Source organism: Delftia sp. 11MD (genome assembly GCF_050907895.1).
Taxonomy (GTDB): Bacteria; Pseudomonadota; Gammaproteobacteria; order Burkholderiales; family Burkholderiaceae_C; genus Comamonas; species Comamonas tsuruhatensis.
The window spans coordinates 1,068,585-1,095,536 of sequence record NZ_CP194333.1; the positions used below are offsets into that span (position 1 = coordinate 1,068,585).

At 66.9% G+C, this 26,952-nt stretch carries 24 protein-coding genes; 16 read left to right on the forward strand and 8 right to left on the reverse strand.

The features are described from left to right. Nucleotide 1 precedes the first annotated feature (1 nt). The gene (locus tag ACRSCF_RS04830) at nt 2-961 is read left to right on the forward strand and encodes a CobW family GTP-binding protein (RefSeq protein WP_034364477.1); all 960 of its coding nucleotides are present in this window, start codon (nt 2-4) and stop codon (nt 959-961) included. Here the strand turns inward: ACRSCF_RS04830 and ACRSCF_RS04835 are convergent. After that, complete coding sequence (locus ACRSCF_RS04835; RefSeq protein WP_012207461.1) at nt 936-1,856, reverse strand: LysR family transcriptional regulator; 921 nt, start codon at nt 1,854-1,856, stop codon at nt 936-938. The genes ACRSCF_RS04830 and ACRSCF_RS04835 overlap by 26 nt on opposite strands. 165 nt (nt 1,857-2,021) lie before the next feature. Here ACRSCF_RS04835 and hglS point away from each other — a divergent pair, with 165 nt between their 5' ends. Beyond that, nucleotides 2,022-3,437, forward strand: a complete 1,416-nt coding sequence (hglS, locus tag ACRSCF_RS04840; RefSeq protein WP_017406079.1) for a 2-oxoadipate dioxygenase/decarboxylase HglS — start codon at nt 2,022-2,024, stop codon at nt 3,435-3,437. 123 nt (nt 3,438-3,560) lie between these two features. Continuing rightward, nucleotides 3,561-4,838 (forward strand): PLP-dependent aminotransferase family protein, encoded by a 1,278-nt coding sequence (locus ACRSCF_RS04845; protein ID WP_034364479.1) that lies wholly within the window; start codon nt 3,561-3,563, stop codon nt 4,836-4,838. A gap of 108 nt (nt 4,839-4,946) precedes the next feature. Here ACRSCF_RS04845 and groL read toward each other — a convergent pair whose 3' ends face one another. Together groL and groES are read right to left on the reverse strand one after the other, a co-directional pair. Continuing rightward, nucleotides 4,947-6,590, reverse strand: a complete 1,644-nt coding sequence (gene groL, locus ACRSCF_RS04850) for a chaperonin GroEL (protein WP_016445455.1) — start codon at nt 6,588-6,590, stop codon at nt 4,947-4,949. A 48-nt stretch (nt 6,591-6,638) separates the two neighbouring features. Next, nucleotides 6,639-6,929, reverse strand: a complete 291-nt coding sequence (gene groES, locus ACRSCF_RS04855) for a co-chaperone GroES (protein ID WP_016445456.1) — start codon at nt 6,927-6,929, stop codon at nt 6,639-6,641. Between the two features lie 1,059 nt (nt 6,930-7,988). Between groES and ACRSCF_RS04860 the strand changes: the two genes are divergently transcribed. The 8 genes from ACRSCF_RS04860 to arsC all read left to right on the forward strand — a co-directional run bounded on the left by ACRSCF_RS04860 (nt 7,989) and on the right by arsC (nt 15,958). After that, the gene (locus ACRSCF_RS04860; RefSeq protein ID WP_034364482.1) at nt 7,989-8,510 is read left to right on the forward strand and encodes a sigma-70 family RNA polymerase sigma factor; all 522 of its coding nucleotides are present in this window, start codon (nt 7,989-7,991) and stop codon (nt 8,508-8,510) included. Then, nucleotides 8,507-9,508 (forward strand): FecR domain-containing protein, encoded by a 1,002-nt coding sequence (locus tag ACRSCF_RS04865; RefSeq protein WP_034364485.1) that lies wholly within the window; start codon nt 8,507-8,509, stop codon nt 9,506-9,508. The genes ACRSCF_RS04860 and ACRSCF_RS04865 overlap by 4 nt, the downstream gene beginning before the upstream one ends. A gap of 181 nt (nt 9,509-9,689) precedes the next feature. Further along, on the forward strand, nt 9,690-12,125 hold the full coding sequence (locus ACRSCF_RS04870) for a TonB-dependent siderophore receptor (RefSeq protein WP_244387827.1): 2,436 nt from the start codon (nt 9,690-9,692) through the stop codon (nt 12,123-12,125). A 684-nt stretch (nt 12,126-12,809) separates the two neighbouring features. Then, entirely contained in the window at nt 12,810-13,133 is a 324-nt protein-coding gene (locus ACRSCF_RS04875) for an ArsR/SmtB family transcription factor (protein ID WP_016445460.1), read from the forward strand. Nucleotides 13,134-13,145: 12 nt separating this feature from the next. Next, nucleotides 13,146-13,646 (forward strand): ArsI/CadI family heavy metal resistance metalloenzyme, encoded by a 501-nt coding sequence (locus ACRSCF_RS04880; RefSeq protein WP_244387828.1) that lies wholly within the window; start codon nt 13,146-13,148, stop codon nt 13,644-13,646. A gap of 6 nt (nt 13,647-13,652) precedes the next feature. Beyond that, nucleotides 13,653-14,159, forward strand: a complete 507-nt coding sequence (locus ACRSCF_RS04885; RefSeq protein ID WP_016445462.1) for an arsenate reductase ArsC — start codon at nt 13,653-13,655, stop codon at nt 14,157-14,159. A gap of 53 nt (nt 14,160-14,212) precedes the next feature. Beyond that, the gene (locus ACRSCF_RS04890) at nt 14,213-15,502 is read left to right on the forward strand and encodes an arsenic transporter (protein ID WP_016445463.1); all 1,290 of its coding nucleotides are present in this window, start codon (nt 14,213-14,215) and stop codon (nt 15,500-15,502) included. A 24-nt stretch (nt 15,503-15,526) separates the two neighbouring features. Beyond that, entirely contained in the window at nt 15,527-15,958 is a 432-nt protein-coding gene (gene arsC, locus ACRSCF_RS04895) for an arsenate reductase (glutaredoxin) (protein WP_016450895.1), read from the forward strand. A 101-nt stretch (nt 15,959-16,059) separates the two neighbouring features. On the opposite strand, the gene ACRSCF_RS04900 is transcribed toward arsC, so the two are convergent. Further along, nucleotides 16,060-16,638, reverse strand: coding sequence for a TetR/AcrR family transcriptional regulator (locus tag ACRSCF_RS04900; protein ID WP_244387829.1), 579 nt, complete (start codon nt 16,636-16,638; stop codon nt 16,060-16,062). A gap of 84 nt (nt 16,639-16,722) precedes the next feature. Here ACRSCF_RS04900 and ACRSCF_RS04905 point away from each other — a divergent pair, with 84 nt between their 5' ends. After that, entirely contained in the window at nt 16,723-17,190 is a 468-nt protein-coding gene (locus ACRSCF_RS04905; RefSeq protein ID WP_046240238.1) for a DUF1348 family protein, read from the forward strand. 81 nt (nt 17,191-17,271) lie between these two features. Here the strand turns inward: ACRSCF_RS04905 and ACRSCF_RS04910 are convergent, their stop codons facing one another. Both ACRSCF_RS04910 and ACRSCF_RS04915 read right to left on the reverse strand, forming a co-directional pair. Then, nucleotides 17,272-17,598 (reverse strand): hypothetical protein, encoded by a 327-nt coding sequence (locus ACRSCF_RS04910; protein ID WP_244387830.1) that lies wholly within the window; start codon nt 17,596-17,598, stop codon nt 17,272-17,274. A gap of 142 nt (nt 17,599-17,740) precedes the next feature. Next, complete coding sequence (locus ACRSCF_RS04915; RefSeq protein WP_034364489.1) at nt 17,741-19,246, reverse strand: efflux transporter outer membrane subunit; 1,506 nt, start codon at nt 19,244-19,246, stop codon at nt 17,741-17,743. An 89-nt stretch (nt 19,247-19,335) separates the two neighbouring features. Here ACRSCF_RS04915 and ACRSCF_RS04920 point away from each other — a divergent pair, with 89 nt between their 5' ends. The 4 genes from ACRSCF_RS04920 (at nt 19,336) to ACRSCF_RS04935 (ending at nt 24,940) form a co-directional block, all read left to right on the forward strand. Then, complete coding sequence (locus ACRSCF_RS04920; RefSeq protein ID WP_016445469.1) at nt 19,336-19,953, forward strand: TetR/AcrR family transcriptional regulator; 618 nt, start codon at nt 19,336-19,338, stop codon at nt 19,951-19,953. A 77-nt stretch (nt 19,954-20,030) separates the two neighbouring features. Further along, nucleotides 20,031-21,215 (forward strand): efflux RND transporter periplasmic adaptor subunit, encoded by a 1,185-nt coding sequence (locus ACRSCF_RS04925; RefSeq protein ID WP_432675225.1) that lies wholly within the window; start codon nt 20,031-20,033, stop codon nt 21,213-21,215. After that, nucleotides 21,208-24,276 (forward strand): efflux RND transporter permease subunit, encoded by a 3,069-nt coding sequence (locus ACRSCF_RS04930; protein ID WP_244387831.1) that lies wholly within the window; start codon nt 21,208-21,210, stop codon nt 24,274-24,276. Before ACRSCF_RS04925 ends, ACRSCF_RS04930 begins: the two co-directional genes overlap by 8 nt. A gap of 76 nt (nt 24,277-24,352) precedes the next feature. Beyond that, nucleotides 24,353-24,940, forward strand: coding sequence for a peroxiredoxin (locus ACRSCF_RS04935; RefSeq protein ID WP_034364493.1), 588 nt, complete (start codon nt 24,353-24,355; stop codon nt 24,938-24,940). 18 nt (nt 24,941-24,958) lie between these two features. On the opposite strand, the gene ACRSCF_RS04940 is transcribed toward ACRSCF_RS04935, so the two are convergent. Further along, a complete protein-coding gene (locus ACRSCF_RS04940) occupies nt 24,959-25,333 on the reverse strand; it encodes a DUF779 domain-containing protein (RefSeq protein ID WP_016450901.1) in 375 nt (124 codons plus the stop codon). A gap of 67 nt (nt 25,334-25,400) precedes the next feature. Then, nucleotides 25,401-26,924, reverse strand: a complete 1,524-nt coding sequence (gene exaC / locus ACRSCF_RS04945; protein WP_244387832.1) for an acetaldehyde dehydrogenase ExaC — start codon at nt 26,922-26,924, stop codon at nt 25,401-25,403. Between the last annotated feature and the right edge of the window lie 28 nt (nt 26,925-26,952).

A 26,952-nucleotide genomic window follows, 5' to 3' on the forward strand; every position in this document is an offset into this window, starting at 1 on the left:
CATGGGACAGCGGTTGCCGTTCACGGTCATCGGCGGCTTCCTGGGCGCCGGCAAGACCACGCTGCTCAACCACTGGCTGCGCCATGCGGATGGCCAGCGGCTGGCCGTGCTGGTCAACGACTTCGGCGCGCTCAACATCGATGCAGGCCTGATCAAGGACCACAGCGGCGACACCATCGCGCTGACCAATGGCTGCGTGTGCTGCCAGATCGGCGATGACCTGTCCATGGCCCTGATCGGCGTGCTGCAGCAGCGCGAGCGCTTCGACGCCGTGGTGGTCGAGGCCAGCGGCGTCTCCGACCCCTGGCGCATCGCCCAATTGGGCCTGGCCGATCCGGGTCTGGCGCTCGATGGAGTCATCGTGGTGCTGGATGCCGGCACCTTGCTCTCGCAGGCCGCCGATCCGCTGCTGGCCGACACGCTGCAGCGCCAGGTGGCCCGGGCCGACCTGGTCATCGTCAACAAGACCGATCTGGCCGATACCCGGACCCTGGAGCGCGTGCACGGCTGGATAGCCAGCCACGCGCCAGCCGCGCAACGCTGCGATGTGCGCGAAGCCCGGGTGCCCGTGGAGTTGCTCAGCGGCGCAGCCCTCCTGCGTGGTGCGCGGGAGGTCTCATGGGGTACTGGCACTGCGCGCCCCATGCATGGCCGGCAGTTCGAGACCTGGTCCTGCCAGCCGCCCGGAGGGCTGTGCGAGACGGCCCTGCAGGCGTGGCTGCAGGCCATGCCGGCTGGCGTGCTGCGGCTCAAGGGCGTGGTGCAGACCGGGGCGGGCCAGTGGAGCGAGCTTCAATTTGCCGGGCGCAGCGGGCGGCTGCGCGCCGCATCAGCGCCCGCGCAACAGCAGCAGGTGCCCGCCATCGTGGCCATCGGCCTGGCCGGGCAGCTTCCGGTGGCCGCGCTGCAGGCGCTGGTGGCAGGCGCTGCGGGCGTCAGGGCTGCGGGCCGTCCCGCATGAAATCCTGGGCCGCCTGCTGCAGCCACTCGCGCAGGCTTTGCAGCGGCGGGTAGTTGCCGCGGCTCGTGGGCCAGGCCAGGTAGTAGCGCTCGGCGCTTTCCATCTCGGGCAGATGGGGCAGGGCACGCACCAGATCGCCCTGTGCGAGTTCGCGCTCGATCAGAAAGCGTGGCAGCAAGGCCACGCCCACGCCGGCGATGGCGGCCTGGGCGGCGGTGGCGAACTGGTCGAACAGCATGCCCTGGCCCTCGGCCATGGGCGCATGGTGCACGGACAGCCAGCGCTGCCAGGCATCGGGGCGCGAGGCCAGGTGCAGCAGCGGCGCCTGCAGCAGGTCCTGGGGCTGGGCAAAGCCATGCTGGGCCAGCAGGGCGGGGCTGCAGGCAGGCACCACGGTCTCGCTCATCAGAAAGGCCAGCTCGGCGCCCGGCCAGTGCGGCAGGCCGAAATGGATGGCGGCGTCCACGGCTTCGAGCTGGAAGTCGAATTGGGACAGCCGCGTCGTCAGGTTGATGGTGATGCCCGGGTGGGCGCTGAAGAACTGCGGCAGGCGCGGCGCCAGCCAGCGCGTGCCGAAGGTGGGCAGGATGGCCAGGTTCAGGCTGCCGCCGCGCGGGTTGGCCCGAAAGCCCAGTGTGGCGGTGGAGATGCGCATCAGCGCGCCGCGTATCTCCTGGGCATAGGCCTGGCCGGCCGGACTGAGCCGCACGGTCTGGCGCTCGCGCACAAAGAGTTCTGCCTCCAGCCGCTCCTCCAGCGCTCGGATCTGGCGGCTGACGGCGCTTTGCGTCAGGTGCAGCTCGGCCGCAGCTGCCGTGAAGCTCTGGTGCCGGGCCGCTGCCTCGAAGGCGCACAGCAGGGACATGGGGGGCAGGAAACGGCGGGACAGCAGCATGGCAGGGAGCGGTGGGGCAATCGTGGGAGGGGCATTCTGTTTGGGAATGACCTATGGGCCCGATTATCGTTTGACCAGGCTCAAGGCGCAGACCTAGCATGCGTGCCAGGAATTCACCATGCCGCAGGCTGATCTGCGGCCCCACCATCAGTCCCCACGAGCACCATGTCCTCTACGTCCGCCAACGCCTTCGTGCCTTCCGACGAGATCCGCGCGCGCTTTTCCAGCGCCATGTCCGAGATGTACCGCGATGAAGTGCCCCAGTACGGCACGCTGATCGAACTCGTGGCCGACATCAACCAGCGCACGCTGCAGGCCGAGCCTGAGCTGCTGGCCCGGATGCAGCGCAGTGGCGAGCTGGCCCGCCTGGGCGTGGAGCGCCACGGCGCCATCCGCGTGGGCACGGCCGCCGAGCTGTCCATGCTGCGCCGCCTGTTCGCCATCATGGGCATGGAGCCCGTGGGCTACTACGACCTGTCGGTGGCCGGCGTGCCTGTGCACTCCACGGCCTTCCGTCCCGTCAGCGATGCCGCGCTGCTGGCCAACCCTTTCCGCGTCTTCACCTCGCTGCTGCGCCTGGACCTGATCGCCGACGAGGCGCTGCGCGCCCAGGCTGCCGCCATCCTGGCGCGCCGCAACATCTTCACCGAGCGCGCGCTGGCGCTGATCGCCCAGTCCGAGGCCAACGGCGGCCTCACCGATGCCGAGGCCGATGAATTCGTCGGCGAGGCGCTGGAGACCTTCCGCTGGCACAGCGAATCCACCGTGGACGGCGCCACCTACGACGCGCTGCACAAGGCCCACCGCCTGATCGCCGACGTGGTCTGCTTCAAGGGCCCGCACATCAACCACCTGACGCCGCGCACCCTGGACATCGACGCGGCCCAGGCCGCCATGCCCGCACGCGGCATGGATGCCAAGGACGTGGTCGAAGGCCCGCCGCGCCGCGCCTGCCCCATCCTGCTGCGCCAGACCAGCTTCAAGGCGCTCAAGGAGACCGTGCGTTTCGCCGGCGATGCCACGGGCGCAGGCTCGCACACGGCGCGCTTCGGCGAGATCGAGCAGCGCGGCGTTGCGCTCACGCGCAAGGGCCGCGCGCTCTACGACCAGCTGCTGGCCCAGGTGCGCGACATGGGCAGCGCGGGCAGTGCCGCACCCGACTACGGCAGCCGCCTGGCCCAGGTCTTCGAGGCTTTCCCCGACACCCATGAGCAACTGCGCCGCCAGGACCTGGCCTTCTACCGCTTCACGCTGAGCGATGAGGGCGCCGCCCTGGCCGCAGGCGAGGCCGCCGCGGCCGCCGCCTCGGACCTGGACGCCCTGATCGCCCGCGGCCTGGCCCAGGCCGAGCCCATCGTCTACGAGGACTTCCTGCCCGTGAGCGCGGCCGGCATCTTCCAGTCCAACCTGGGCGGCGAAGAGCAAAAGCAGTACGCGGCCCATGCGGCCCAGCAGGCCTTCGAGGCCGACCTGGGTGCCCGCGTGCATGACGAGATCGCGCTGTACGAGCAGGCGCAGCAGCGCTCCATCGACCAGCTGCGCAGCGCGCTGCGCACCCAGGCCGCCCAGGCTGTGGCCTGACCGGCTGCCTGGAGGCCGGCTTTGGCCGGCATCCACCCTGTATCCCCTTTCCCGGGGCGCATGCGCAGGCGCCAGGCCTGTGCACGCGCCCCTTTGTTTTTTGCAAAGCCGCAAGAGGCCTTCATGAGCACTGCAGACCTGGGCATTCAGTCGCCCACCGCCCATCTGTTCAACCCGCTGTTCGCACATCCCGAAGGCTCGCCCATACGCGAGCTGTTTCCCTATCTGAGCCGCCCCGGCATGCTCTCGCTGGCGGGCGGCTATCCCTCGCCCAGCCTGTTCGATGCCGAAGGCCTGCAACAGGCCGCGATGGCCGCTTTGCAGCAGGACGCTGCCGCCAGCCTGCAGTACGGCGCCAGCGAAGGCCAGCTGCCGCTGCGCGAAGCCCTGGCCGCACTGTGCGCCACGCGCGGCATTGCCTGCACGCCGGCCGACATGATCGTGACCACGGGCTCGCAACAGGCCTTCGACCTGCTGGTCAAGGTGCTGGTGGAGCCTGGCGATCCGGTGCTGGTCGAGGTGCCCGCCTACCCGGCCACGCTGCAGACGCTCAAGCTGGCCCAGGCACAGGTCGTGGCCGTGCCCACGGATGAACACGGCCTGGACACCGGTGCCCTGGCCAGCCTGCTGGCGCAGTGGCCCCATGCGCGCCGCCCCAAGCTGCTCTACACCGTGCCCAACTTCTCCAACCCGGGCGGCACGCTGCTGCCCGCGGCGCGGCGCGAGGCCCTGGTGGCGCTGGCGCGCCAGCACGGCTTTGCCATCGTCGAGGACGATCCCTATGGCGAGCTGCGCTTTACCGGCCAGCGCGAGCCGTCGATCTACGAAACAGGCCTGGCGCAGTGCGGCGCCCAGTCCAACCCCGTGGTCTACCTGTCCAGCCTGTCCAAGACCGTGGCACCGGCGCTGCGCATCGGCTGGATGCTGGCCGACGCCCAATTGCTGCGCCGCTGCACCATCGCCAAGCAGACGGCCGACCTGTGCACCTCGCCGCTGGCGCAGATGATCGCCGCGCACTATCTGCGCTCGGGCCGCTATGCACCCCAGCTGGCCCAGGCCTGCGCCGAGTACGCGGCGCGCATGGATGCGCTGTGCTCGGGCATGCAGTCGGCCCTGGGCGAGCAGATCCGCTTCGTGCGGCCTGCGGGCGGCATGTTCGTCTGGGCGCAGCTGCTGCCGCCACAACGGCATGCGGGCGAGCCCGAGGCCCTGGCCCGGGCGCTGTTCACGGCCGCTGTGGAGCAGGGCGTGCTCTATGTGCCAGGCAAGGCCTTCTTCCCGGCCGAGGCGGCGCAGCAGGCCGGCCTGTGCATGCGCCTGTCGTATGCGGCGCCCACCGTGCCCCAGATCACCGAGGCCGTGGCGCGCCTGGGCCGGGCCTGGGGCCAGGCCGTGTCCTGAGGACATCGGCAACAGCGTTCATGCAATGAAAAAGGCCGCCCGAGGGCGGCCTTTTTCTTGCGGGGCAAACCGGGCATGGCGCAAGGCCTGCCCGGTTGCGGCGGGCAATTACATGCCCATGCCGCCCATGCCACCCATGCCGCCCATGTCGGGCATGGCGGGGGCGCCTTCAGCCTTGGGGGACTCGGCGATCATGGCTTCGGTCGTCAGCAGCAGCGATGCCACGGAAGCGGCGTTCTGCAGGGCCGTACGCGTCACCTTGGTCGGGTCCAGGATACCCATTTCCAGCATGTCGCCGTAGGTGTCGTTGGCGGCGTTGAAGCCGTAGTTGCCCGAGCCGTTCAGCACGGCGTTGACCACCACCGAGGGCTCGCCACCGGCGTTGGCCACGATTTCGCGCAGGGGCGCTTCGATGGCCTTCATGATCAGCTTGATGCCGGCGTCCTGCTCGGCGTCGCCGGTCTTCAGTTCGCCCACGGCTTGCTTGGCACGCAGCAGAGCCACGCCGCCGCCGGCCACGATGCCTTCTTCCACAGCAGCGCGGGTAGCGTGCAGGGCGTCTTCAACGCGGGCCTTCTTTTCCTTCATCTCGACTTCGGTGGCAGCGCCGACCTTGATCACGGCCACGCCGCCGGCCAGCTTGGCCACGCGCTCTTGCAGCTTTTCGCGGTCGTAGTCGCTGGTGGCTTCTTCGATCTGGATGCGGATCTGCTTGACGCGGGCTTCGATTTCAGCAGCTTGGCCAGCACCGTCGATGATGGTGGTGTTTTCCTTGCCGATTTCGATGCGCACTGCCTGGCCCAGGTCTTCCAGGGTCACCTTGTCCAGCGCCAGGCCCACTTCTTCAGCGATGACCTTGCCGCCCGTCAGGATGGCGATGTCTTCCAGCATGGCCTTGCGGCGGTCGCCGAAGCCAGGAGCCTTGACAGCCACAACCTTCAGGATGCCGCGGATGGTGTTGACCACCAGCGTTGCCAGGGCTTCGCCTTCGACGTCTTCTGCAATGATCAGCAGGGGACGGCCGGCCTTTGCCACGGCTTCCAGCGTGGGCAGCAGGTCGCGGATGTTGCTGATCTTCTTGTCGAACAGCAGCACGAAGGGGTTGTCCAGCAGGGCAACCTGCTTTTCGGGGTTGTTGATGAAGTAGGGCGACAGGTAGCCGCGGTCGAACTGCATGCCCTCGACGACGTCGAGTTCGTTGGCCAGCGACTTGCCTTCTTCAACGGTGATCACGCCTTCCTTGCCGACCTTGTCCATGGCTTCGGCAATGATGCTGCCCACGGATTCGTCGGAGTTGGCGGAGATCGAGCCGACCTGGGCGATTTCCTTGGAGGTGGTGGTGGCCTTGGATTGCTTCTTCAGCTCTTCCACCAGGGCGGCGACAGCCTTGTCGATGCCGCGCTTGAGGTCCATGGGGTTCAGGCCGGCGGCCACGTACTTGATGCCTTCGCGGACGATGGCCTGTGCCAGCACGGTGGCGGTGGTCGTGCCGTCACCGGCGATGTCGTTGGTCTTGGAGGCCACTTCCTTCACGAGCTGGGCGCCCATGTTCTGCAGCTTGTCCTTGAGTTCCACTTCCTTGGCGACCGACACGCCGTCCTTGGTCACGGTGGGGGCGCCGAAGGAGCGCTCCAGCACCACGTTGCGGCCCTTGGGGCCCAGCGTGACCTTGACCGCGTTGGCCAGGATGTTCACGCCTTCAACCATGCGGGCGCGTGCTTCGCCGCCGAAAACTACGTCTTTTGCTGCCATTTCAATTCTCCGGATTCAGTTGGAAAGTGCGGTTTCGAAGCGCGTGGATTACTTTTCGACGACCGCGAACAGGTCGTCTTCCTTCATCACCAGCAGTTCGTCGCCATGGACCTTGACGGTCTGGCCGCTGTACTTGCCGAACAGAACGCGGTCGCCGACCTTCACGTTCAGGGCGATCACTTCACCCTTGTCGTTCTTCTTGCCGGGACCCACTGCCAGCACTTCGCCCTGGTCGGGCTTCTCGGCGGCGTTGTCGGGGATCACGATGCCCGAAGCCGTCTTGGTTTCGTTTTCGAGGCGCTTGACGATCACGCGATCGTGCAGGGGACGCAGGTTCATACCAACTCCTAAATCATCAACAAAGTTGAAACAAAGACTTGCCGGCCCGGCGGGCCGGCATTCGAAGCAATGTGGGACAGAGGATTGTTAGCACTCATACCCAACGAGTGCTAATAATAAGGCAATTCGGCCAGGTTTCAAGGGGTAGGGCCGGATGTGCCGCAAGACGGCACATCCGGCGCGGAGTGCGGAACGCTACTGATCTTTAGTTTTTTCGGGGCGCGCCCGCGCTGGCCAGCGGCGAAGCGCGGCCTGCAGGAGCACACAGAACTTCCGGCGAAAGGCTGTCGCTGAATCACCATGCAGCCTTGCGGGCTGTGACCTGACGGCGCATCGAAGGCGCCCTGGCCGTGGTGCTGAGCGCACCCAAGATCAGCCAGCCGTGCAGACTGACTGCCCTTGATCAGGCGCGAACGAGACCGAGGCCTCGTCTGGTGACCTCTGTGGTCAGAGGGAGAAAAGCTCCGCCTTCGTGGCACGATGACGGGCCAGTCCTAAAGGGGAGCTTCACCAGGTCGGGTGCGGATGAGGAGCGAAGCATCTGGCGATGCCGCCAGCCCTGAAGCTTGGATGACCACCATGTGGCTGCAACTGATAGGTCACGAGGTGGCCGTGAGCAGCAGCAATCGCTGCGGAGCAGATGGCAACTGCAGACTTTCTAACGATGGCCTCAGGCTGATCTACGCCCTTCACTGTGCAAAGCGAGAGTGACAGGGACGACCAACACCGGCCGTTGAAGGCTTCCATTGTTGGACGACCGCTTCACCGTTTGGAAGTGGCCAGTCGATTCTTCGGTGCGCCGTGCTTCGCCTCGAAGGCCCCATTTCGCGCTGCACCGCTGATTCCTGTCGACTCCATGCCGTCGCTCCGACTGGTTTCAACGAAGGTGGCATCAGCCCACGATGGTGCTCGCGCCGAGCGTCCGCACTCAGGCGTTGGTGCGCAGGTTGGTGCAATGACGATGTAGGATTTGGATACAATGAAAATAAGAAGCATTCTTGTTTGCCAGTGCATATTGCCCCGGTGCCTTTCCTCCTGCTTCACTCGTGCCGCTTTCCCATGCCCGCCGCCGACCGCGCCCTTGCTCCCGATGTCGCCACTCTCTACTCCGACCACCACGGCTGGCTGCTGGGCTGGCTGCGCAAGCGCCTGGGCAATGCCTTTGATGCGGCCGATCTGACCCAGGACACCTATGTGCGCCTGCTGGGCCGCAGCGGCGCCGAGATCCAGGCCATTCGCGAACCGCGTGCCCTGCTGATGACCATTGCACAGGGTCTGGCCGCCAACCTCTACCGCAAGCGCTGCGTGGAGCAGGCCTATCTGGACGCCCTGGCCCTCATGCCCGAGGCCGTGGCCCAGTCCCCCGAGCACCGCGCCATCGTGCTGCAGACCCTGGTCGAGGTGGACCGCCTGCTGGCCCTGCTCCCACTGCCCGTGCGCCAGGCCTTTTTGCTGTCGCAGATCGACGGCATGAGGCAGGCCGACATCGCGGCTGAACTGGGCCTTTCCGTGCCCACCGTGCGCCGCCATATCGCGCGGGCCGTGGTGCAAGTCTGCTTTCTGGACGACGACGGCGCATGAGCCTGCCCATTCCTCTTGCGGTGCGCGAGCAGGCCGCCGAATGGCTGGTGGAGCTGCAGTCCGATGATCACAGCGCCGGCACGCGCGAGATGCTGCTGCAGCGCCTGCAGCACTGGCGCGAATCCCATCCCGACCATGAGCGCGCCTGGCTGCGCATAGAGGCCATGGGCGCACGCCTGCAGCCGCTGTCCGGTACGCCGGCCAGCGTGGCCCTGGCCCAGGCCGCGCGCACGGCACGCGGGCGCGGGCGGCGCTTGGCGGTGCGCAGCCTGGCCGTGCTGCTGTTCACGGGCGCGGGTGCGGGTGCCGTGGCATGGAGAGGTCCGGCATCCTCGGGCGACTGGCTGGCCGGCCTGGGGGCGGACCTGCGCACGGGCACGGCCCAGCGGTGCAGCCTGCGCCTGCCGGACGGCACCCAGCTGCAGATGAATGCCGACAGCGCGGTCGACCTGGATTTCAGCCCGCAGCAGCGCCTGGTGCGCCTGCGCGGCGGCGACATCGAGGTGGCCACGGCTCAGGGCCTGAAGGATAGTGCGCCGCCCTTGCTCGTCGAAACCCGCCATGGCCGCATACGTGCCCTGGGCACGCGCTTCGTCGTGCGCCAGCGCGGCCAGGGGCCCAGCCGGGTTGCGGTCTTTGAAGGCGCCACGGAGATCGCGCCCCGCGAACGGCCCGGCCACCTCCATCTGCTGCAAACAGGCCTGCAGGCGCAGTTCGACACCCAGGCCGCCACGCCGGCCGGGCCCGCCGATCCGGCCCTGGCAGCCTGGACGCGCGGCATGCTGGTGGCCCAGGACATGCCGCTGGCCGAGTTCCTGGACCAGCTGTCGCGCTACCGGCCCGGCCACCTGGGCTGCGATGGCGCCGTGGCGCAGCTGCCCGTCAGCGGTACCTATCCGCTGGCCGACACCGACCAGGTGCTGGCCATGCTGCTGGCCACCCTGCCGGTGCGCCTGCGCACGGCCACGCGCTACTGGGTGGTGGTCGAGCCGGCCTGATTTCCTGGCTCTTGTCGATCCTGGCTGATCGCTTTTCGCGTCTCGCGGGGCAATGGAGATGAAGCGCTTTTTTCTGCGCCCGCATTCCATTGCCAACCATCCAGGACCGAGGGACACGCACACCATGGGCCATCACCCGACTTTTCGCGCCACACGACTGGCATTTCAACTGCGGCAGGCCTTGCGCCCCGCCGTTCTGGCACTGCCGCTGGTGGCGGTGCTTGCCCCGGCGCAGGCCCACGCACAGGCACAGCCCCACGCCCAGGCAGTGCAGCGCTACGACATTCCTGCCGGGCCGCTGACCGCCACGCTCAATCGCTTTGGTGCCCAGGCGGGCATCCTGCTGTCCTTCTCCACCGCCCAGACCGCAGACAGGACCAGCCCCGGCGTGCAGGGTGATCGAACCGTGGACCAGGCCCTGTCCGCGCTGCTGGCCGGCACGGGCCTGCAGGCCCTGCCGCGCGAGGGCGGCGGCTTTGTGGTGCGACCGTCCCTGGCCGTGGGAACGCCCACCGGCGCGGCCACGCTGGCCGAGGTGCGCGTCACCGCCCAGGCCGAGCGCAGCGCCGTCACCGAGGGCACGCAGTCCTACGCCGCCAGCGAATCGCGGGCCGCCACGGGCCTGTCCCTGTCGCTGCGCGAGACGCCGCAGTCGGTCAGCGTGATCACGCGCCAGCGCATGGACGACCAGGGCATCGTGCTGCAGGAAGACATCGCCCGCCAGACCACGGGCCTGAGCTATGCGCAGTATGGTCCCACGGGCGGCGACACCAACCAGTTCTTCGCGCGGGGCTTTCAGATCAAGAACTTCCAGGTCGATGGCGTCAACCGCCTGTTCAGCGACTACCCGGCCATCTTCCAGACCAGCGACATGGCCATGTTCGACCGCGTCGAAGTCGTGCGCGGCGCCTCGGGGCTGATGAGCGGCGCGGGCACGCCCGGCGCCACCATCAACCTGGTGCGCAAGCTGCCCACGGCCGAGTTCCAGGGCAGCGCCAGGCTCACGGCAGGCTCCTGGGATTTCGCACGTGCCGAGGTGGATCTGTCATCGCCGCTCAACGCCTCCGGATCGGTGCGCGGGCGCATCGTGGCCGTATCGCAGAACCGCCATTCCAAGGTCGACTACGAGCAGGACCGCAGCCGCTCGCTGTACGGCGTGGTGGAGGCTGACCTGTCGCCGTCCACGCTGGCCACCGTGGGCTTTTCCGCGCAGGACTACGACGCTTCTGGCGTAGGCCGTGGGGGCCGGCCTTTCTTCTACACGGATGGCACGCGCATCGATTGGAGCCGCTCCGCGTCCTCGGGCGCGCGCTGGGCCTCGGCACGGCGGGACTACCGCAGCGTCTTCGCCTCGCTCGAGCACCGCATGGCCAGCGACTGGCGCCTGAAGGCCATCTACACGCTCGACCGCAGCAGCTATGACGAGATTCCGGGCTGGACCAATGAACAGCCTGTGGACCGCACCACCGGCGCAGGTGCCGGCCTGTGGGCCGCCTGGTGGACGGGGCGGCCTCGGCAGGACACGCTGGACCTCACGGCTTCCGGTCCCTTCCAGCTGCTGGGACGCCAGCACCAGGCCGCCTTCGGCGCCAGTGTGGCGCGCACGCGCAACGACAGCGGCTCGCATGGCCGCTGGGCCTTCCCTGGCTGGGACAACACCATAGACAACCTCTTCACCTGGGATGGCCGCACGCCGGTGCAGCCCGACAACCCGGTACTAGGCCGCAGCGCGGCCGTGGAACGCAGCAGCAGTGCTTACGGATCGCTGCAGCTGCGCCCCACGGACCGGCTGTCCGTCATCGCGGGCGCACGCATCACGAACTGGAAGCGTCGCGACAGCTACACCGATTTCGCCAGCGGCGAGACCAGCGGCAGCGCCATGGCCGAAAACGGCAAGCTCACGCCCTTCGCCGGCCTGGTGCTGGACGTGGGCCGCGATTGGTCGGCCTATGCCAGCTATACCGATATTTTCCAGGCGCAGAGCAGCCTGGACATCCACGGCAAAAAGCTCGATCCCCTCCTGGGCCGCAGCTACGAGCTGGGCCTCAAGGGCGAGCTGCTGGACAAGCGCCTGCAGGTGGGCGCCGCCGTCTACCGCCTGCTGCAGGACAACGTGGCCCAGGCCATCACGGGCAGCTACGCGCCCAATGGCGAGCAGGCCTACCGTGCCGTCAAGGGCGCCGAAACGCGTGGCTTCGAGGTGGAGATGACCGGCGAAATCCGCCGCCACTGGAACGCCTCCGTCGGCTTTGCCCGCAACATCGCGCGCGACGCCGAGCGCAACCGCCTGAACCCCGAAATCCCGCGCAACACCCTCAAGCTGTTCACCACCTACCGCCTGCCTCACATAGGCCACGGCCTGACCGTGGGCGGCGGCGTGCGCTGGCAAAGCGGCACCTGGAGCGACCTCTCCTTCCTGGGCCTGCCCAACGTCAGCCGTGTCGAGCAGAAAAGCTATGCTGTGGCCGACCTGATGGTGCAATACGCCATCAATCCGAAGCTCACGGTCTCGGCCAACCTCTACAACGTCTTCGACCGCAAGTACCAAGGGGTTTCGACCTCGTCGTACTACGGGGAGGCGCGGAATATGCGCGTGGCGGTGTCTATGAAGTTCTGAAATGTTTTCAGCTGCGCCCCGTGTGAACGTCGTCAGCATCAGTGGATGTGCTGTCCGCCGTTGATGGCGATGTTTGCGAGGGTAGAGCTGTCAGGGTGTCATGGCGAGCCTGGCCGTCCATCCGTGTTTCGGGACTGCAAGTTTGAGTGGGGGTGAGACGATCACTGGCACGGGGCGAGCGCCCGGAGAATGCCCTAGCCTTCGAGTAGCCCCACCATTTGGGCCAGCGCTTGTCGCAGGGGCTAAGGACTGCTTGGCGCCATGCAGCGTGAGTTCGCCCGGCGGCGGGGGGCGGCAGCTGCCGAGGCAAAGCCGACACCGACAGGCCTGCGACAAACGACGGCAACGGGTAGCTGCCACACAAGAGCCCATGGCAACCCGCGACGCCGCCGCACATCGGCCCTGAGCCCTTGCGCCTCGGCCGATAGCTCGCTCCTCAGCCTTGCTGGCCAAAAAACTAAAGTGCAGTGGCGCGTTTTCCGTACAGACGAAAGTTCAGTGGCGCATCTCTCTAAGGATCGATGGTGCATGGCTTGCGAGGACGCGAGAAATCAACGAGTTATCTGCGTGACGCGCGGCGTGTTCAGTGGCGTCCCGCATTCGGCGCGGAGCTTGCGCAATGGCGCCGCACGGCCGCCTTCACTTTTTTCAACAACAATTCAACAATAGTTGTATTATTGATGCATGCAAGAAACCCAAGTCATCCGATCGCTTTCGGCCCTGGCCCATGAAGCGCGCCTGCGCGTTTTCCGCGCCCTGGTAGTCGCCGGCCCTGCGGGGCTTACGCCCAGCGCCTTGGCCGAACAGTTGGGTATCGCACCCAACGCGCTGTCGTTCCACCTCAAGGAGCTGTCCCATGCCGAGCTGGTCAGCCAGGAGCGCCTGGGCCGCAATGTGCTGTACCGGGCGTCCTTTGCGGCGATGAACGACCTGCTCGCCTACCTCACCGAAAACTGCTGCCAGGGCGCCGCATGCGCCACGGTGGATGCCTTGCCCTGCAACTGCTGAACGGAGTCCACGATGAAACGCTTCCATGTCCATATGCACGTCGACGATCTGGCCAAGAACATCGCGTTCTATTCCCAGCTGTTTGGTGCCGAGCCCGCCCGCGTGGAAAGCGACTACGCGAAGTGGATGCTGGATGAGCCCCGGGTGAACTTCGCCATTTCGACGCGAGGCGAGAAAGCCGGCCTGGACCACCTGGGCTTCCAAGTGGATGAGGCCGAGGAGCTGGATGCGCTCAAGGCACGCGCCAGGGCCGCCGACCTGGCGATGCTCGACGAAGGCGCCACCACCTGCTGCTATGCACGCAGCGACAAGCACTGGATCACCGATCCCCAGGGGATTGCCTGGGAGCACTTTCATTCGCTGGAGAACATTCCCGTGTTTCACGAGGCCCCTGATGCAGTTGTCGGAGCCAGCGGCGCGTGCTGCGCGCCGACGGCCCCGCGCCAGGCGGCCGCATCTGCCTGCTGCGCCCCAGGCACCGCAGCTTCCTCTTCCTCCAAGTCCTGCTGCTAAGCCACCATGTCTGATTCCATCACCCCCCTGAATGTCCTGTTCCTGTGCACTCACAACTCGGCGCGCAGCATCCTGGCCGAAGCTTTGCTCAACGACATGGGCAATGGGCGCTTCAAAGCGTATTCGGCCGGCAGCAGCCCCCGCGCGAATCAGCAGCCCAATCCCTTGAGCTTGCAGGTGCTGCAACGTGCCGGCGTATCTGTGCAGGGGCTGCGCAGCAAGAGCTGGGATGAGTTCGCGGCCCCGCAGGCGCCGCAGATGGACCTGATCATCACCGTCTGCGACAACGCAGCTGGCGAGGTCTGCCCGATCTGGCCCGGCCACCCCGCCACCGCCCACTGGGGATACGCCGATCCCTCGCAGGGAGACGCATCTGAAGAGGTCAAGCTGGAAGCATTCCGACAGACTCTGCACATGATGCGCCGTCGTCTGGAGCTGCTGGTCAATCTGCCCGACGACAAGCTGGAAAAGGCAAGGCTACAGGGCACCGCCCGCGAACTGGCCTCCCACTGACGCCCCCTTCGTCCACGAATGCGCGCCTTCTGAAACCCGAATCTCCCAGCACCATGCTCATGGCAGTCCTGATCTTCATCTCCACCCTTGTGCTGGTTATCTGGCAGCCGCGCGGCCTGGGCATTGGCTGGAGCGCCTCGCTGGGCGCGGTCGTTGCCCTGCTGGCCGGCGTGGTGCATCTTTCCGACATTCCAGTGGTCTGGGGCATCGTGTGGAATGCGACCGCCACCTTTGTGGCCGTCATCATCATCAGCCTGCTGCTTGACGAGGCCGGCTTCTTCGAATGGGCCGCGCTGCACTTCGCACGCTGGGGCGGCGGCCGGGGCAGCAAGCTGTTCGCGTTCATCGTGCTGCTGGGTGCGGCTGTGTCCGCCTTGTTCGCCAATGACGGCGCCGCCCTGATTCTCACGCCCATCGTGATGGCCATGCTCGTGGCGCTGGGCTTTTCGCCCTCCGCCACGCTGGCATTCGTCATGGCGGCAGGCTTCATCGCCGACACGGCCAGCCTGCCGCTGATCGTCTCCAACCTGGTCAACATCGTCTCGGCCGACTTTTTCAACATCGGCTTCAACGAATACGCCTCGGTAATGGTGCCGGTCAATCTCGCCTCGGTGCTGGCCAGCCTCGCCATGCTGATGCTGTTCTTTCGGCGCGGCATTCCCGCAACCTATGACCTGGCCCAGCTCAGGCGCCCGGCCGATGCGATCCGCGATCCGGCGACCTTTCGCGCGGGCTGGGTGGTCCTGGTCCTGCTGTTGGTCGGCTTCTTCGGGCTGGAGCCGCTGGGCGTGCCAGTCAGCGCGGTCGCGGCCGCAGGTGCCGCCCTGCTGCTGGCCGTGGCGGCACGCGGCTGCGTCATCAGCACCCGCAAGGTACTGCATGGCGCGCCGTGGCAGATCGTCGTGTTCTCGCTGGGCATGTATCTGGTGGTCTACGGATTGCGCAATGCCGGGCTGATCACCTCTATCGCATCCGTTCTGGACCGCTTTGCCCAAGGCGGCGTCTGGGGCGCAGCCATCGGCACGGGAGTGCTCTCGGCCCTGCTGTCGTCTGTGATGAACAACATGCCCACCGTGCTGGTGGGTGCGCTGTCGATCGATGCCTCCAGTGCCACCGGCGTGGTCAGGGATGCCATGGTCTACGCCAACGTGATCGGCTGCGACCTGGGCCCGAAGATTACGCCCATCGGTAGCCTGGCCACGCTGCTGTGGCTGCATGTGCTGGCCAGCAAAGGCATGACCATCGGATGGGGCTACTACTTCAGGGTCGGTACGGTTTTGACGGCCCCCGTGCTGCTCATCACGCTTGCCGCCCTTGCGCTGCGCCTGAGCGTGGCTGCCTGAATTCCCTCACAGAACCCACCTGCCATGAGCACCATCACGATCTATCACAACCCCGCCTGCGGCACATCGCGCAACGTGCTGGCCCTGATCCGCAACAGCGGCGAGGAGCCCGCCGTCATCGAATACCTCAAGACACCGCCCGACCGGGCCACGCTGGAGCGGCTGCTGGCGGACCTGGCCCTGCCTGTGCGGGAGGTTCTGCGGCAAAAAGGTACGCCGTATGACGAGATGGGCCTGGGCGACCCGGAATGGACCGATGCCCAGCTGATCGACGCCATGCTCCGGCACCCTATCCTCATCAATCGCCCCATTGTGGTGACGCCACTGGGCACGCGCCTGTGCCGGCCATCCGAGGTGGTGCTGGACATACTGCCGCGTCCCCAGCAAGGGGCATTCTCCAAGGAGGACGGCGAAGCCGTCATCGACGCGGCAGGACAGCGTGTGGCAAAGCACTGACTTGCCAGATCCGGCCCCTGCGTGGCCAAAGGTGGCGAGGCAGCAACGACCTGCCGCTGTGGCGCGCCGAAGCCTCAGCGGCGCCCCGCTCCTGAGCCTGCTCACAACCCGGGGCGGCTCACGATCCCTTCGGCCGCTGCCTTGAAGTTCGCCATGACTTCATCGATCGGCTGACCCATCTGCGCATGGACGATGGCGCCGTCCGCCACCAGGGTGAGCGCAGCGCCCACGGACACGGGATGGCCATCGAACAGGCGATCCAGCACGGACGACATTTCCTGCTTGTGCCGCCGGACCGTCGCCAGGATCTCAGGGTCGGACGAGCCCAGTTCGGCAGCGGCATTGAGAAAGGCGCAGCCCCGAAAGTCGGGCTGGCCGAACCAGCTCCTGAGGGTGGTGGACAGGGCATCCAACGCTGACGAGCCCCCGGCGGCCTGCTGCGCCAGGCTGGCCTGGAACCAGGAAATCCACCGTTCATGGCGGTAGTCGAGGTACGCACGGATCAGGTCGTCCTTGCTGGCGTACTGGCGGTAGAAGGTGACTTTGCTGACCGACGACCGCTCGATGATCCTGTCCACGCCCGTGGCCCGGATGCCCTCTGCGTAGAAAAGGCCATGGGCTGCCACCAGGATGCGCTCGCGGGGTGGTAGTGACTCGAGAGATGGCTGGGAAGTTTTCATGAAGACATTGTAGACAGATCGTTCCACCTCCGTTAGAGTGGTGCATGTAGACAGATCGTTCTACATCTTTTCAAAGGTCACATCATGGAAACTCGCCCACCCCTGCCCCCGTTCTCTCTCGCAAGCGCCGTCCAAAAGGTCCGTCTGGCCGAGGATGGATGGAACACACGCGATGCGGCCAAGGTCGCGATGGCCTATACCCTCGACACGAAATGGCGCAACCGGGCGGAGTTCGCCAACAGCCGCGCCGAGGCCCAGGCCCTTCTTGAGAGGAAGTGGAAGAAGGAGCTGGACTACCGGCTGATCAAGGAGCTTTGGCTGTACGCGGAAAACCGGATCGCAGTCCGCTACGCCTATGAGTGGCACGACGATGCCGGGAACTGGTTCCGGTCGTACGGCAACGAGAACTGGGAATTTGAGGCAGACGGTCTCATGCGCCGGCGCTTCGCATGCATCAACGACATGCCCATCCAGGAGTCGGAGCGCAAGTTCCACTGGCCGCTGGGCCGTCGCCCCGATGACCACCCCGGTCTGTCCGACCTGGGCCTGTAGGCGAATCCCCGGTTCACGCCACGAGGTAGCGGGGCCGCCAGCCGCTGCCGCGATGGCGCCTGGCGCGGGGCAGGCTCCGCCTTACCGACTCAACGTCTTGCGGACCTCCGCCTGAAACGCCTCGCTGTTGCGAAGGCGCAGGTACTCCTGGTATGCGGCCCGATATTCCTGCGTTTCGACTCCGTAGGAGATCGATATCTCCGCATGGCGGTCCAATCCGGCGCGGCGCCAGAGTGCGAGATCGGCGATGACTTCGGCGCGGGAAAGCGCTGCGTCCGATGTGGCTGCCGAGGCGTCTTGCGGCTGCGAATGGGCTGCGAAGCAGGTCGAGAAGGCGATGGCCGCAAGCGCCGGCTTCAGGATGCGTGCGGCTGCAGCAACGGTGGGGGAGGGGGTTGTGTTTGACATGGTTTGACGGATGGGGGTGGGTGGAGCCGGGCCATGGCTTGGGCCGCCTGCTTGGGCAGGTCGCCTGGGCCGCATGTCCCGCAGGGGTGTTCGGTTGCTTTGCTGTGCGTGGAAAGGGGGCTCCTTTCGGGAAGTGGCAGGTTCAGGGGGCGACGCTGGCGGGAAGACCGTGGCTGGCGGCCGCCAACGCCCTGGAAGGCAGGGGCTCCGGCGTCCAGCCGCCGCCCAGCGCCTTGAAGATCGCGACCGTCGAGCGCGCCGACTCCATCCGGGCCTGCGCCTGTGCATCCAGCACGCCCAGCAGGCTTTCATCCGCCTGCAGCACCTCGATCAGGCTGACCACGCCCTTGTCGTAGGCGGCGCCTGCGGCCTGCCGGGCGCGCGTGAGCGCATCCGCGCCCCTGGCGAGCACGGCCATCAGCTCCTGCCGCCTGTCCAGCGAGACCAGGGCGTTCTCCACTTCTTCCGTGGCGCGCAGTACCGACTGCCGGTAGGCGGCAAGGCTTTCCGCCTCCTGTGCCTGCGCCTGGTGGATCTGGGCGTTGATGCGACCGAAGTCGAACAGCCGCCAGCGCAGGCCGCCCACAACGCTGGCCTGCGATGCGCCGGCGCTGAAGAGATTGCCCGCGGAGATGGAGGTGGCGCTGCCGATCAGGCCGCTGATCGACAGCTTCGGGTAGTACTCGGCGATCGCCACGCCGATGCGTGCGTTCGACGCTGCCAGGCGCCGCTCCGCCGCGATGAGGTCCGGGCGTCGCCGCAGCAGATCGCCGGGCGCCTCCGCCAGGGAAAGGGTTGGCAGCACGGGGACCGGGCGGGGATCGGCCAGTTCGGCCCGGTGCGTGCCGGGTGCCGTGGCCAGCATCACGTCCATGGCGTTGAGGGCGGCTTCGAGCGCATTTTCCAGCGGCGGGACGGTGGCTTGCGCCCGCGCAAGTGCCCCCTCGACCTGGCGCAGTTGAAGCTCGGGTGCCAGGCCCTTGTTCCACCGCAGTTCGACGATGGAGCGCAGTTGCTGCTGGGTCCGCACCTGCGAGCGTGCCACTGCCAGCCGCGCCTGCAGGCCGCGAATCTGGATATAGATGTCCGCAGTCTGGGCGGCCACCGCGAGCCGCACGGCAGTGGCGCCGGCTTCCGATGCCTGGTACTCGGCCAGGGAAGCCTGCCTGGCCTTGCGCAGGCCACCGAAGAGATCAAGCTCCCAGCTGGCCCCGAGGTTGGCCTCCTGGGCGCTGCCGTAGCGATCGAACCCCGGCATGGAGTCGAGCACCCGGCCCAGCGGAGTCTCGACCGACTGATAGCTCCTGGCCGTTTGCGCCGAGACCTGGGCCGACGGCCGCAACGCAGCTGCCGCCGCGTCCAGCCCGGCGCGTGCCTGAAGCACGCGGCCAGCGGCCTGGGCAACATCCAGGTTCTGCTGCAGTGCCGCCGTGACGAGGCGCGCCATTTGCGCATCGCCAAAGGCTGCCCACCAGGCTGTAAGGTCCGTGGAGGAGTCCGGCGAGGGAGGCTTGCCCTCACCCAGAACGCGGCCCCCCATGTAGGCCTGGGGCAGGGCCGTGGCGGGCGGCTGGTAGTCAGGGCCTACCGCACACCCTGCACAAAGGCTGGCGAGCATCAGAAAAACGGGGGCGGCAAGACGCGGCATGTTCAACAGTCAGAAGCGGGGCGACGTTGTGACTATATTCCAAAATGGTCACTTGCATAGTATTTTTTTGATGGAGTAAGCTAGGCCGCATGAGCACCACCAACGTCTATCCGACCTCTGCGCGCGGCCCGGTCGAACACGATGTCCGGCAACAGATCGTGACTGCGGCAAAAGAGCATTTCAGCCGCTACGGCTACGAGAAAACCACGGTGTCCGACCTTGCCAAGGCCATCGGCTTTTCCAAGGCCTACATCTACAAGTTCTTCGAGTCCAAGCAGGTCATCGGCGAGATGATCTGTTCCAACTGCCTGATGGAGATGGAGGCGGAGATCCGCCAGGCCGTCGCCAGCACGGATGCGCCTCCCGAGCAGCTGCGGCGCCTGTTCAAGGCGATCGTCGCTGCCACGCTGCGGCTTTTCTCCGAGGACCGCAAGCTGTACGAGATCGCCATTTCGGCGTCGGCCGAGCGCTGGCAGGCAGCGCAGGCCTATGAGGAACGCATGCATCAGCTGCTGCTGCAGGTGCTCGACGCCGGGCGCCAGCGGGGCGATTTCGAGCGCAAGACGCCGCTGGATGAAACCGGGCGCGCCATCTTTCTGGTCATGCTCCCCTATCTGAACCCGGTGATGCTGCAGCACAGCCTCGACCATGCGGACGAGGCGCCCGCACAACTGGCCGGATTGGTGCTGAGAAGCCTGTCGCCCTAAATCCTGCAGTTGTGACCATTGACATAAATGGTCACTAATCACAGAATCGGGTCCTGCTCATTGATCGGGACCCCCTCATGCTTCGGCACCGCCATCTGTCCATCGCCGCTGTCGGCGCACTGTCACTTGCACTCGCAGCCTGCGGCAAAAGCCCGCCGCCGGATCCGCGCACCCAGCCACCCCTCGTTCGCACCACCCTGGTAGCGCCAGGCAATGCTTCCGAGCGTGTCTTCACCGGCACCATCGCGGCCAGGGTGCAGGGCGATCTTGGATTTCGCGTGGCCGGCAAGGTGCTGGAGCGCCTGGTGGATACAGGCCAGACGGTCAGGCGCGGCCAGGCATTGCTGCGCCTCGACCCGGTGGACCTGAAGCTGGCCACCCAAGCCCAGCAGGAGGTCGTCGCAGCCGCCAGGGCACGTGCGCAGCAGACCAGCGACGAGGAGCAGCGCTACCGTGACCTGCAGGGAACGGGTGCCGTTTCGGCCTTGGCCCATGAACAGATCAAGGCGGCCGCGGATGCCGCCCGCGCCCAGCTCAGGGCGGCCGAAGCGCAGGCCGCCGCAGCGCTGAACGCCAGCCGCTACGCCGAACTGCTGGCCGATGCCGATGGCATCGTGATGGAAACACTTGCCGAGCCTGGCCAGGTCGTCAGTGCCGGCCAGGTGGTCGTGCGCCTCGCCCATGCCGGCAGGCGCGAAGCGGTCGTCCAGTTGCCCGAAACACTGCGGCCCGCGCTGGGCTCGGCGGCCCAGGCCCGCCTGTTCGGCAGGGAGGAGGTGGTCATCCCCGCCAAACTGCGCCAGCTGTCCGATGTGGCCGACCGGGCCACTCGCACCTTTGAGGCCCGCTATGTGCTGGACGCCGGCGCGGCGGCCAGCGCCCCGCTGGGCAGCACGGTCACGCTCAGGATTGGCGGGACATCGACATCGACATCGACATCGACATCGACATCGACGGCCGGCAAGTCAACCCTGCAGGTCCCCATCGGCGCCATCCTCGATGAGGGCAAGGGCGCCGCTGTCTGGGTGGTGCAGGGCGATCAGGTCAGGCGCCAGCCCGTCACCGTGGTTCAGGTACAGGACGGCAATGCCCAGGTGGTGGGTGCGCTGGGCCTGGGGGAGCGGATCGTCGCGCTCGGCGCGCATTTGCTGAGCGAGGGGGCGCAGGTGCGGCTGGACAGCGAGGCGCCGGCGCCTTCAACGGCAACAACGGCAACAACGTCCACGGCGTCCTCCGTGTCCACGGGAGTGTCCCGTGAGTGAAGGCCGTTTCAACCTGTCGGCGCTTGCCGTCCGTGAGCGTTCCATCACGCTGTTCCTGATCCTGCTGATTTCGCTGACGGGTGTCTTTGCCTTCCTGAAGCTGGGCCGGGCGGAAGATCCGGCCTTCACCGTCAAGGTCATGACCATCATCACGGCCTGGCCTGGCGCCACCCCGCAGGAAATGCAGGACCAGGTGGCAGAGAAGCTGGAAAAGCGCCTGCAGGAGCTGCGCTGGTATGACCGCACCGAAACCTTCGTCAGGCCGGGGCTGGCCTTCACCACGCTGACCCTGCTCGACTCCACGCCCCCCGGCGAGGTGCAGGAGGAGTTCTACCAGGCCCGCAAGAAGCTCGGTGACGAGGCCCGCAACCTGCCGGCGGGCGTGATCGGCCCGATGGTGAACGACGAGTACGCCGACGTGACCTTTGCGATCTACGCCCTCAAGGCGCGCGGCGAGGAGCCCCGGGCGCTGGTGCGCGATGCCGAAGCCTTGCGCCAGCGTCTTTTGCATGTGCCGGGCGTCAAGAAGGTCAACATCGTCGGCGAGCAATCCGAGCGGATCTACGTGGAGTTCTCGCACGAGCGCCTGGCCACGCTGGGCATCAGCCCGCAGGACGTCTTCGCGGCATTGAACAACCAGAACGCACTCACGCCTGCCGGGTCGGTGGAGACCCAGGGACCCCAGGTGTTCATCCGCCTCGACGGTGCGTTCGACGCGCTGCAGAAGATCCGCGACACGCCCATCGTGGCCCAGGGCCGCACGGTCAAGCTGTCCGACATCGCCACCGTCCAGCGCGGCTACGAAGACCCCTCGACCTTCATCATCCGCAACGGTGCGGAGCCTGCCTTGCTGCTGGGCGTCGTCATGCGCGACGGCTGGAACGGGCTGGACCTGGGCAAGGCGCTGGACCGGGAGGTGGGCGCCATCAACGCAGACATGCCGCTGGGCATGGGCCTGACCAAGGTGACGGACCAGGCCGTGAACATCAGCGCCTCCGTCGATGAGTTCATGCTCAAGTTCCTGGCCGCGCTGCTGGTCGTGCTGGTGGTGTGCTTCGCCAGCATGGGCTGGCGCGTTGGCGTGGTGGTGGCTGCGGCCGTGCCGCTGACGCTGGCGGCCGTGTTCATCATCATGGCCGCCACGGGAAAGAATTTCGACCGCATCACGCTCGGCTCGCTGATCCTTGCGCTGGGCCTGCTGGTGGACGACGCCATCATCGCCATCGAGATGATGGTGGTGAAGATGGAGGAGGGCTACGACCGCGTGGCCGCGTCCGCCTACGCCTGGAGCCATACCGCGGCGCCCATGCTGTCCGGAACGCTGGTGACGGCGGTGGGCTTCATGCCCAACGGATTCGCACGCTCCACGGCGGGCGAGTACACCAGCAACATGTTCTGGATCGTCGGCATCGCGCTCATCGTGTCCTGGGTGGTGGCCGTGGTGTTCACGCCCTATCTGGGCGTGAAGATGCTGCCCCCTCTCAAAAAGGTCGAAGGCGGACATGCGGCGATGTATGGCACGCCCCGCTACGAGCGCCTACGGCGCGTGCTGGGCAAGGTGATCGCCCGCAAGGGCATGGTGGCCGCAGTCGTGGGCGGGCTCATGGTGGCTTCCGTGCTGGGCATGTCCATCGTGAAGAAGCAGTTCTTTCCCATCTCCGACCGGCCCGAGGTGATGGTCGAGGTGCAGATGCCCTACGGCACCTCCATCGGCCAGACGAGCGAGACCACCCGCACGGTGGAAGCCTGGCTGCTGCAGCAGCCCGAATCGGAGATCGTGACCGCCTATATCGGCCAGGGCGCACCGCGCTTTTTTCTGGCCATCTCCCCTGAGCTGCCCGACCCGTCGTTCGCCAAGATCGTCGTGCGCACCGCCAACCAGGCGCAGCGCGACGCACTCAAGCTCAGGTTGCGCGAGGCCATCGCCCAGGGACTGGCCCCGCAGGCGCAGGTGCGCGCATCGCAGATCGTGTTCGGGCCGTACTCCCCGTTCCCCGTGGCGTATCGCGTCTCCGGCCCCGACCCGCAGCGGCTGCGCGACATTGCCGGCCAGGTGCACCAGGTGCTGCACGACAGCCCGATGATGCGGACCGTGAACTCCGACTGGGGCGTGCGCACCCCTGTCATGCGCTTCACCCTGGACCAGGACCGGCTGCAGGCCATGGGCCTGACCTCCGCGGCGGTCGCGCAGCAGCTGCAGTTCCTGCTCAGCGGCGTGCCCGTGACCACCGTGCGCGAGGACATCCGCACCGTGCAGGTGATGGCGCGTTCTGCGGGCGGCACCCGCCACGATGTGGCCAGGGTCGGCGACTTCACGCTCACCAACGCCACTGGCCAGCGCATACCGCTGTCGCAGCTGGGCGAGGTCACCGTGCAGATGGAGGAGCCCGTCATGCGCCGCCGCGACCGCATGCCCACCATCACGGTCCGCGGTGATATCGATGACAGCCTGCAGCCGCCCGATGTCTCTGCGGCCATCACCCGGCAGCTGGAGCCCATCAGGAAGGCGTTGCCTGCGGGCTACCGCATCGACGAGGCCGGCTCCATCGAGGAATCCGGCAAGGCCATGACGGCCATGCTGCCCCTGTTCCCGGTCATGATCGCCATCACGCTGATCATCATCATCTTGCAGGTGCGGTCGATATCGGCCATGGTCATGGTGTTCCTGACCAGCCCCCTGGGATTGATCGGCGTGGTGCCGACGCTGATCGTCTTTCAGCAGCCCTTCGGCATCAATGCACTGGTGGGGCTGATCGCGCTGTCGGGCATCCTGATGCGCAACACGCTGATCCTGATCGGGCAGATCCAGCACAACGAGCAGGAGGGACTTGCGCCGTTCCAGGCGGTGGTGGAGGCCACCGTCCAGCGCGCCCGGCCCGTGATCCTGACCGCGCTGGCGGCGATCCTGGCCTTCATCCCGCTGACCCAATCGGTGTTCTGGGGAACGTTGGCCTATACGCTGATCGGCGGCACGCTGGCCGGCACGGTGCTGACGCTGGTCTTCCTGCCCGCCATGTACTCGATCTGGTTCAGGATCAGGCCCGGCGAATCCCCGCGCTGATCCACGGCAAATGCGCCAGCGGCCCGGGCCGATTGGCCACAATGGCGCATCCCGTTCCAGGCTCAGGAGGCCATGCATGTCCGATATCCGCTGCGGCGATTCCACCCACCATCGCACCTCTTGGGGCCGCCGCTGCGCGCGCGCCGCCGCACCCGTGCTGGCGGCGCTGCTGCTGTCGCCGCTGGCCCAGGCAGCGCTCAAGGTGGGCGACAGCGCGCCGCGCTTCACGACGCCGGCCGCGGTGGCGGGCAAGGCCTTCGATTTCGACATGGCCGCCACGCTCAGGAAGGGGCCGGTGGTGCTGTATTTCTTCCCCAAGGCCTTCACGCAGGGCTGCACCATGGAAGCCCACGCCTTTGCCGAGGCCACGCCGCGTTTCGCGGCCATGGGCGCCACGGTGGTGGGCATGTCGCATGACGACATCGATACGCTCAAGCGCTTTTCCACCGAGGCCTGCCGCGACCAGTTCGCCGTGGCATCGGACCCGCAGGCGCAGACCATCCGCGCCTACGACGCCTCGGCCGCCGCCAACCCCCAGCGCGCCGACCGCATCTCCTACGTGATCGGCCAGGACGGCAAGGTCCGCTTCGTGCACATGGGCTCGGACCCGGACGAGCATGTGCGCCAGACCGAGGCCGCGGTCAAGCGGCTGACCGGAAAGTAGTCCGCCGCGCGGCCCCTGTCAGGGGCCGTTGCCCTCGCTGGCCAGGATCTCGGCGTATTCCTCGTCCGTGAACAGCCTGGAGCGTGTGTGGAAGGCCTTGCCCGTGCTGCCCTCCAGCGAGAAGGTGCCGCCCTGGCCGTCGATCACGTCGAGGATGAGCTGGGTGTGCTTCCAGTATTCGTACTGCGACTTGCCGATGTAGAAGGGCGCGCCGCCCACCTGGCCCAGCAGCACGTCCTGGGCGCCTATCGTCAGCTCGCCGGGCAGGTAGCAGTTGGCGGCGCTGTTGTCGCAGCAGCCGCCGGACTGGTGGAAGAACACCGGCCCGTGCTGGGCCTGCAGGTCGGCGATCAGCGCCAGCGCGGCGTCGGTGGCAATCACTTTGTCAACCATGGGTTGGTCCTTTCCTGGGCGGCCGGCCGCGCTGTGCGCCGCCGGCCGCATTCACCTGGGAAGAACTTCAGAAGAAGCCCAGCTTGTTCTCGCTGTAGCTGACCAGCAGGTTCTTGGTCTGCTGGTAGTGGTCCAGCATCATCTTGTGGGTTTCGCGGCCGATGCCCGATTCCTTGTAGCCGCCAAAGGCCGCGTGCGCCGGGTAGGCGTGGTAGCAATTGGTCCACACGCGCCCGGCCTTGATGGCGCGGCCCATGCGGTAGGCCACGTTGCCGTTGCGGCTCCACACGCCCGCGCCCAGGCCGTAGAGCGTGTCGTTGGCAATGGCCAGGGCCTCGGCCTCGTCCTTGAAGGTGGTCACGGCCAGCACGGGGCCGAAGATTTCCTCCTGGAAGATGCGCATCTTGTTGTGGCCCTTGAACAGCGTGGGCTGCACGTAGTAGCCGCCTTCCAGGTCGCCGCCCAGATGGGCCTGGCCGCCGCCGGCCAGCACCTCGGCGCCCTCCTGCTTGCCCAGGTCCAGGTACGACAGGATCTTGGTGAGCTGCTCCTTGGACGCCTGCGCGCCCATCATGCTGTCGGTGTCCAGCGGGTTGGCATGCCGGATGGCGGCCACGCGCTGGAGCACGCGCTCCATGAAGCGGTCGTAGATGCTTTCGTGGATCAGCGCGCGGCTGGGGCAGGTGCAGACCTCGCCCTGGTTGAAGGCGAACAGCACCAGCCCTTCGACGGCCTTGTCGAGGAAGGCATCGTCCTTGTCCATCACATCGGCGAAGAAGATGTTGGGCGACTTGCCGCCCAGCTCCAGCGTGGCCGGGATCAGGTTGTTGGCGGCGGCCTGGGCGATCACGCGGCCCGTGGAGGTGGAGCCCGTGAAGGCGATCTTGGCGATGCGCTTGCTGGTGGCCAGCGGCATGCCGGCCTCTCGGCCGAAGCCATTGACGATGTTGAGCACGCCGGGCGGCAGCAGGTCGGCAATGAGCTCGGCCAGGATCAGGATGCTGATGGGCGTGGACTCGGCCGGCTTGAGCACCACGCAGTTGCCTGCGCCCAGCGCGGGCGCCAGCTTCCAGGCCGCCATGAGGATGGGGAAGTTCCAGGGAATGATCTGGCCCACCACGCCCAGCGGCTCCTGGATGTGATAGGCCACCGTGGTCTCGTCGATATGGCTGAGCGCGCCTTCCTGGGCGCGCACGCAGCCCGCGAAATAGCGGAAATGGTCCACGGTGAGCGGGATGTCGGCATTCAGCGTCTCGCGGATGGCCTTGCCGTTGTCCACGGTCTCGGCATAGGCGAGCAGCTCCAGGTTGGCCTCGATGCGGTCGGCGATCTTCAGCAGGACGTTCGCACGCTCGGCCGCGCTGGTGCGGCCCCAGGCGTCGCTGGCGGCATGGGCGGCGTCCAGCGCCAGTTCGATGTCCTCGGCCGTGGAGCGCGCGGCGCGGGTGTAGACCTTGCCGCTGATGGGGGTGACCACGTCGAAGTACTGCTCCTTGACCGGAGGTACGAACCTGCCGCCGATGAAGTTGTCGTAGCGGGCCTTGTAGGCGATCTTGGCGCCAGTGGCGCCGGGTGCTGCGTAGACGGTCATGCTGCTTGTCTCCTGAGGATGCTTATGG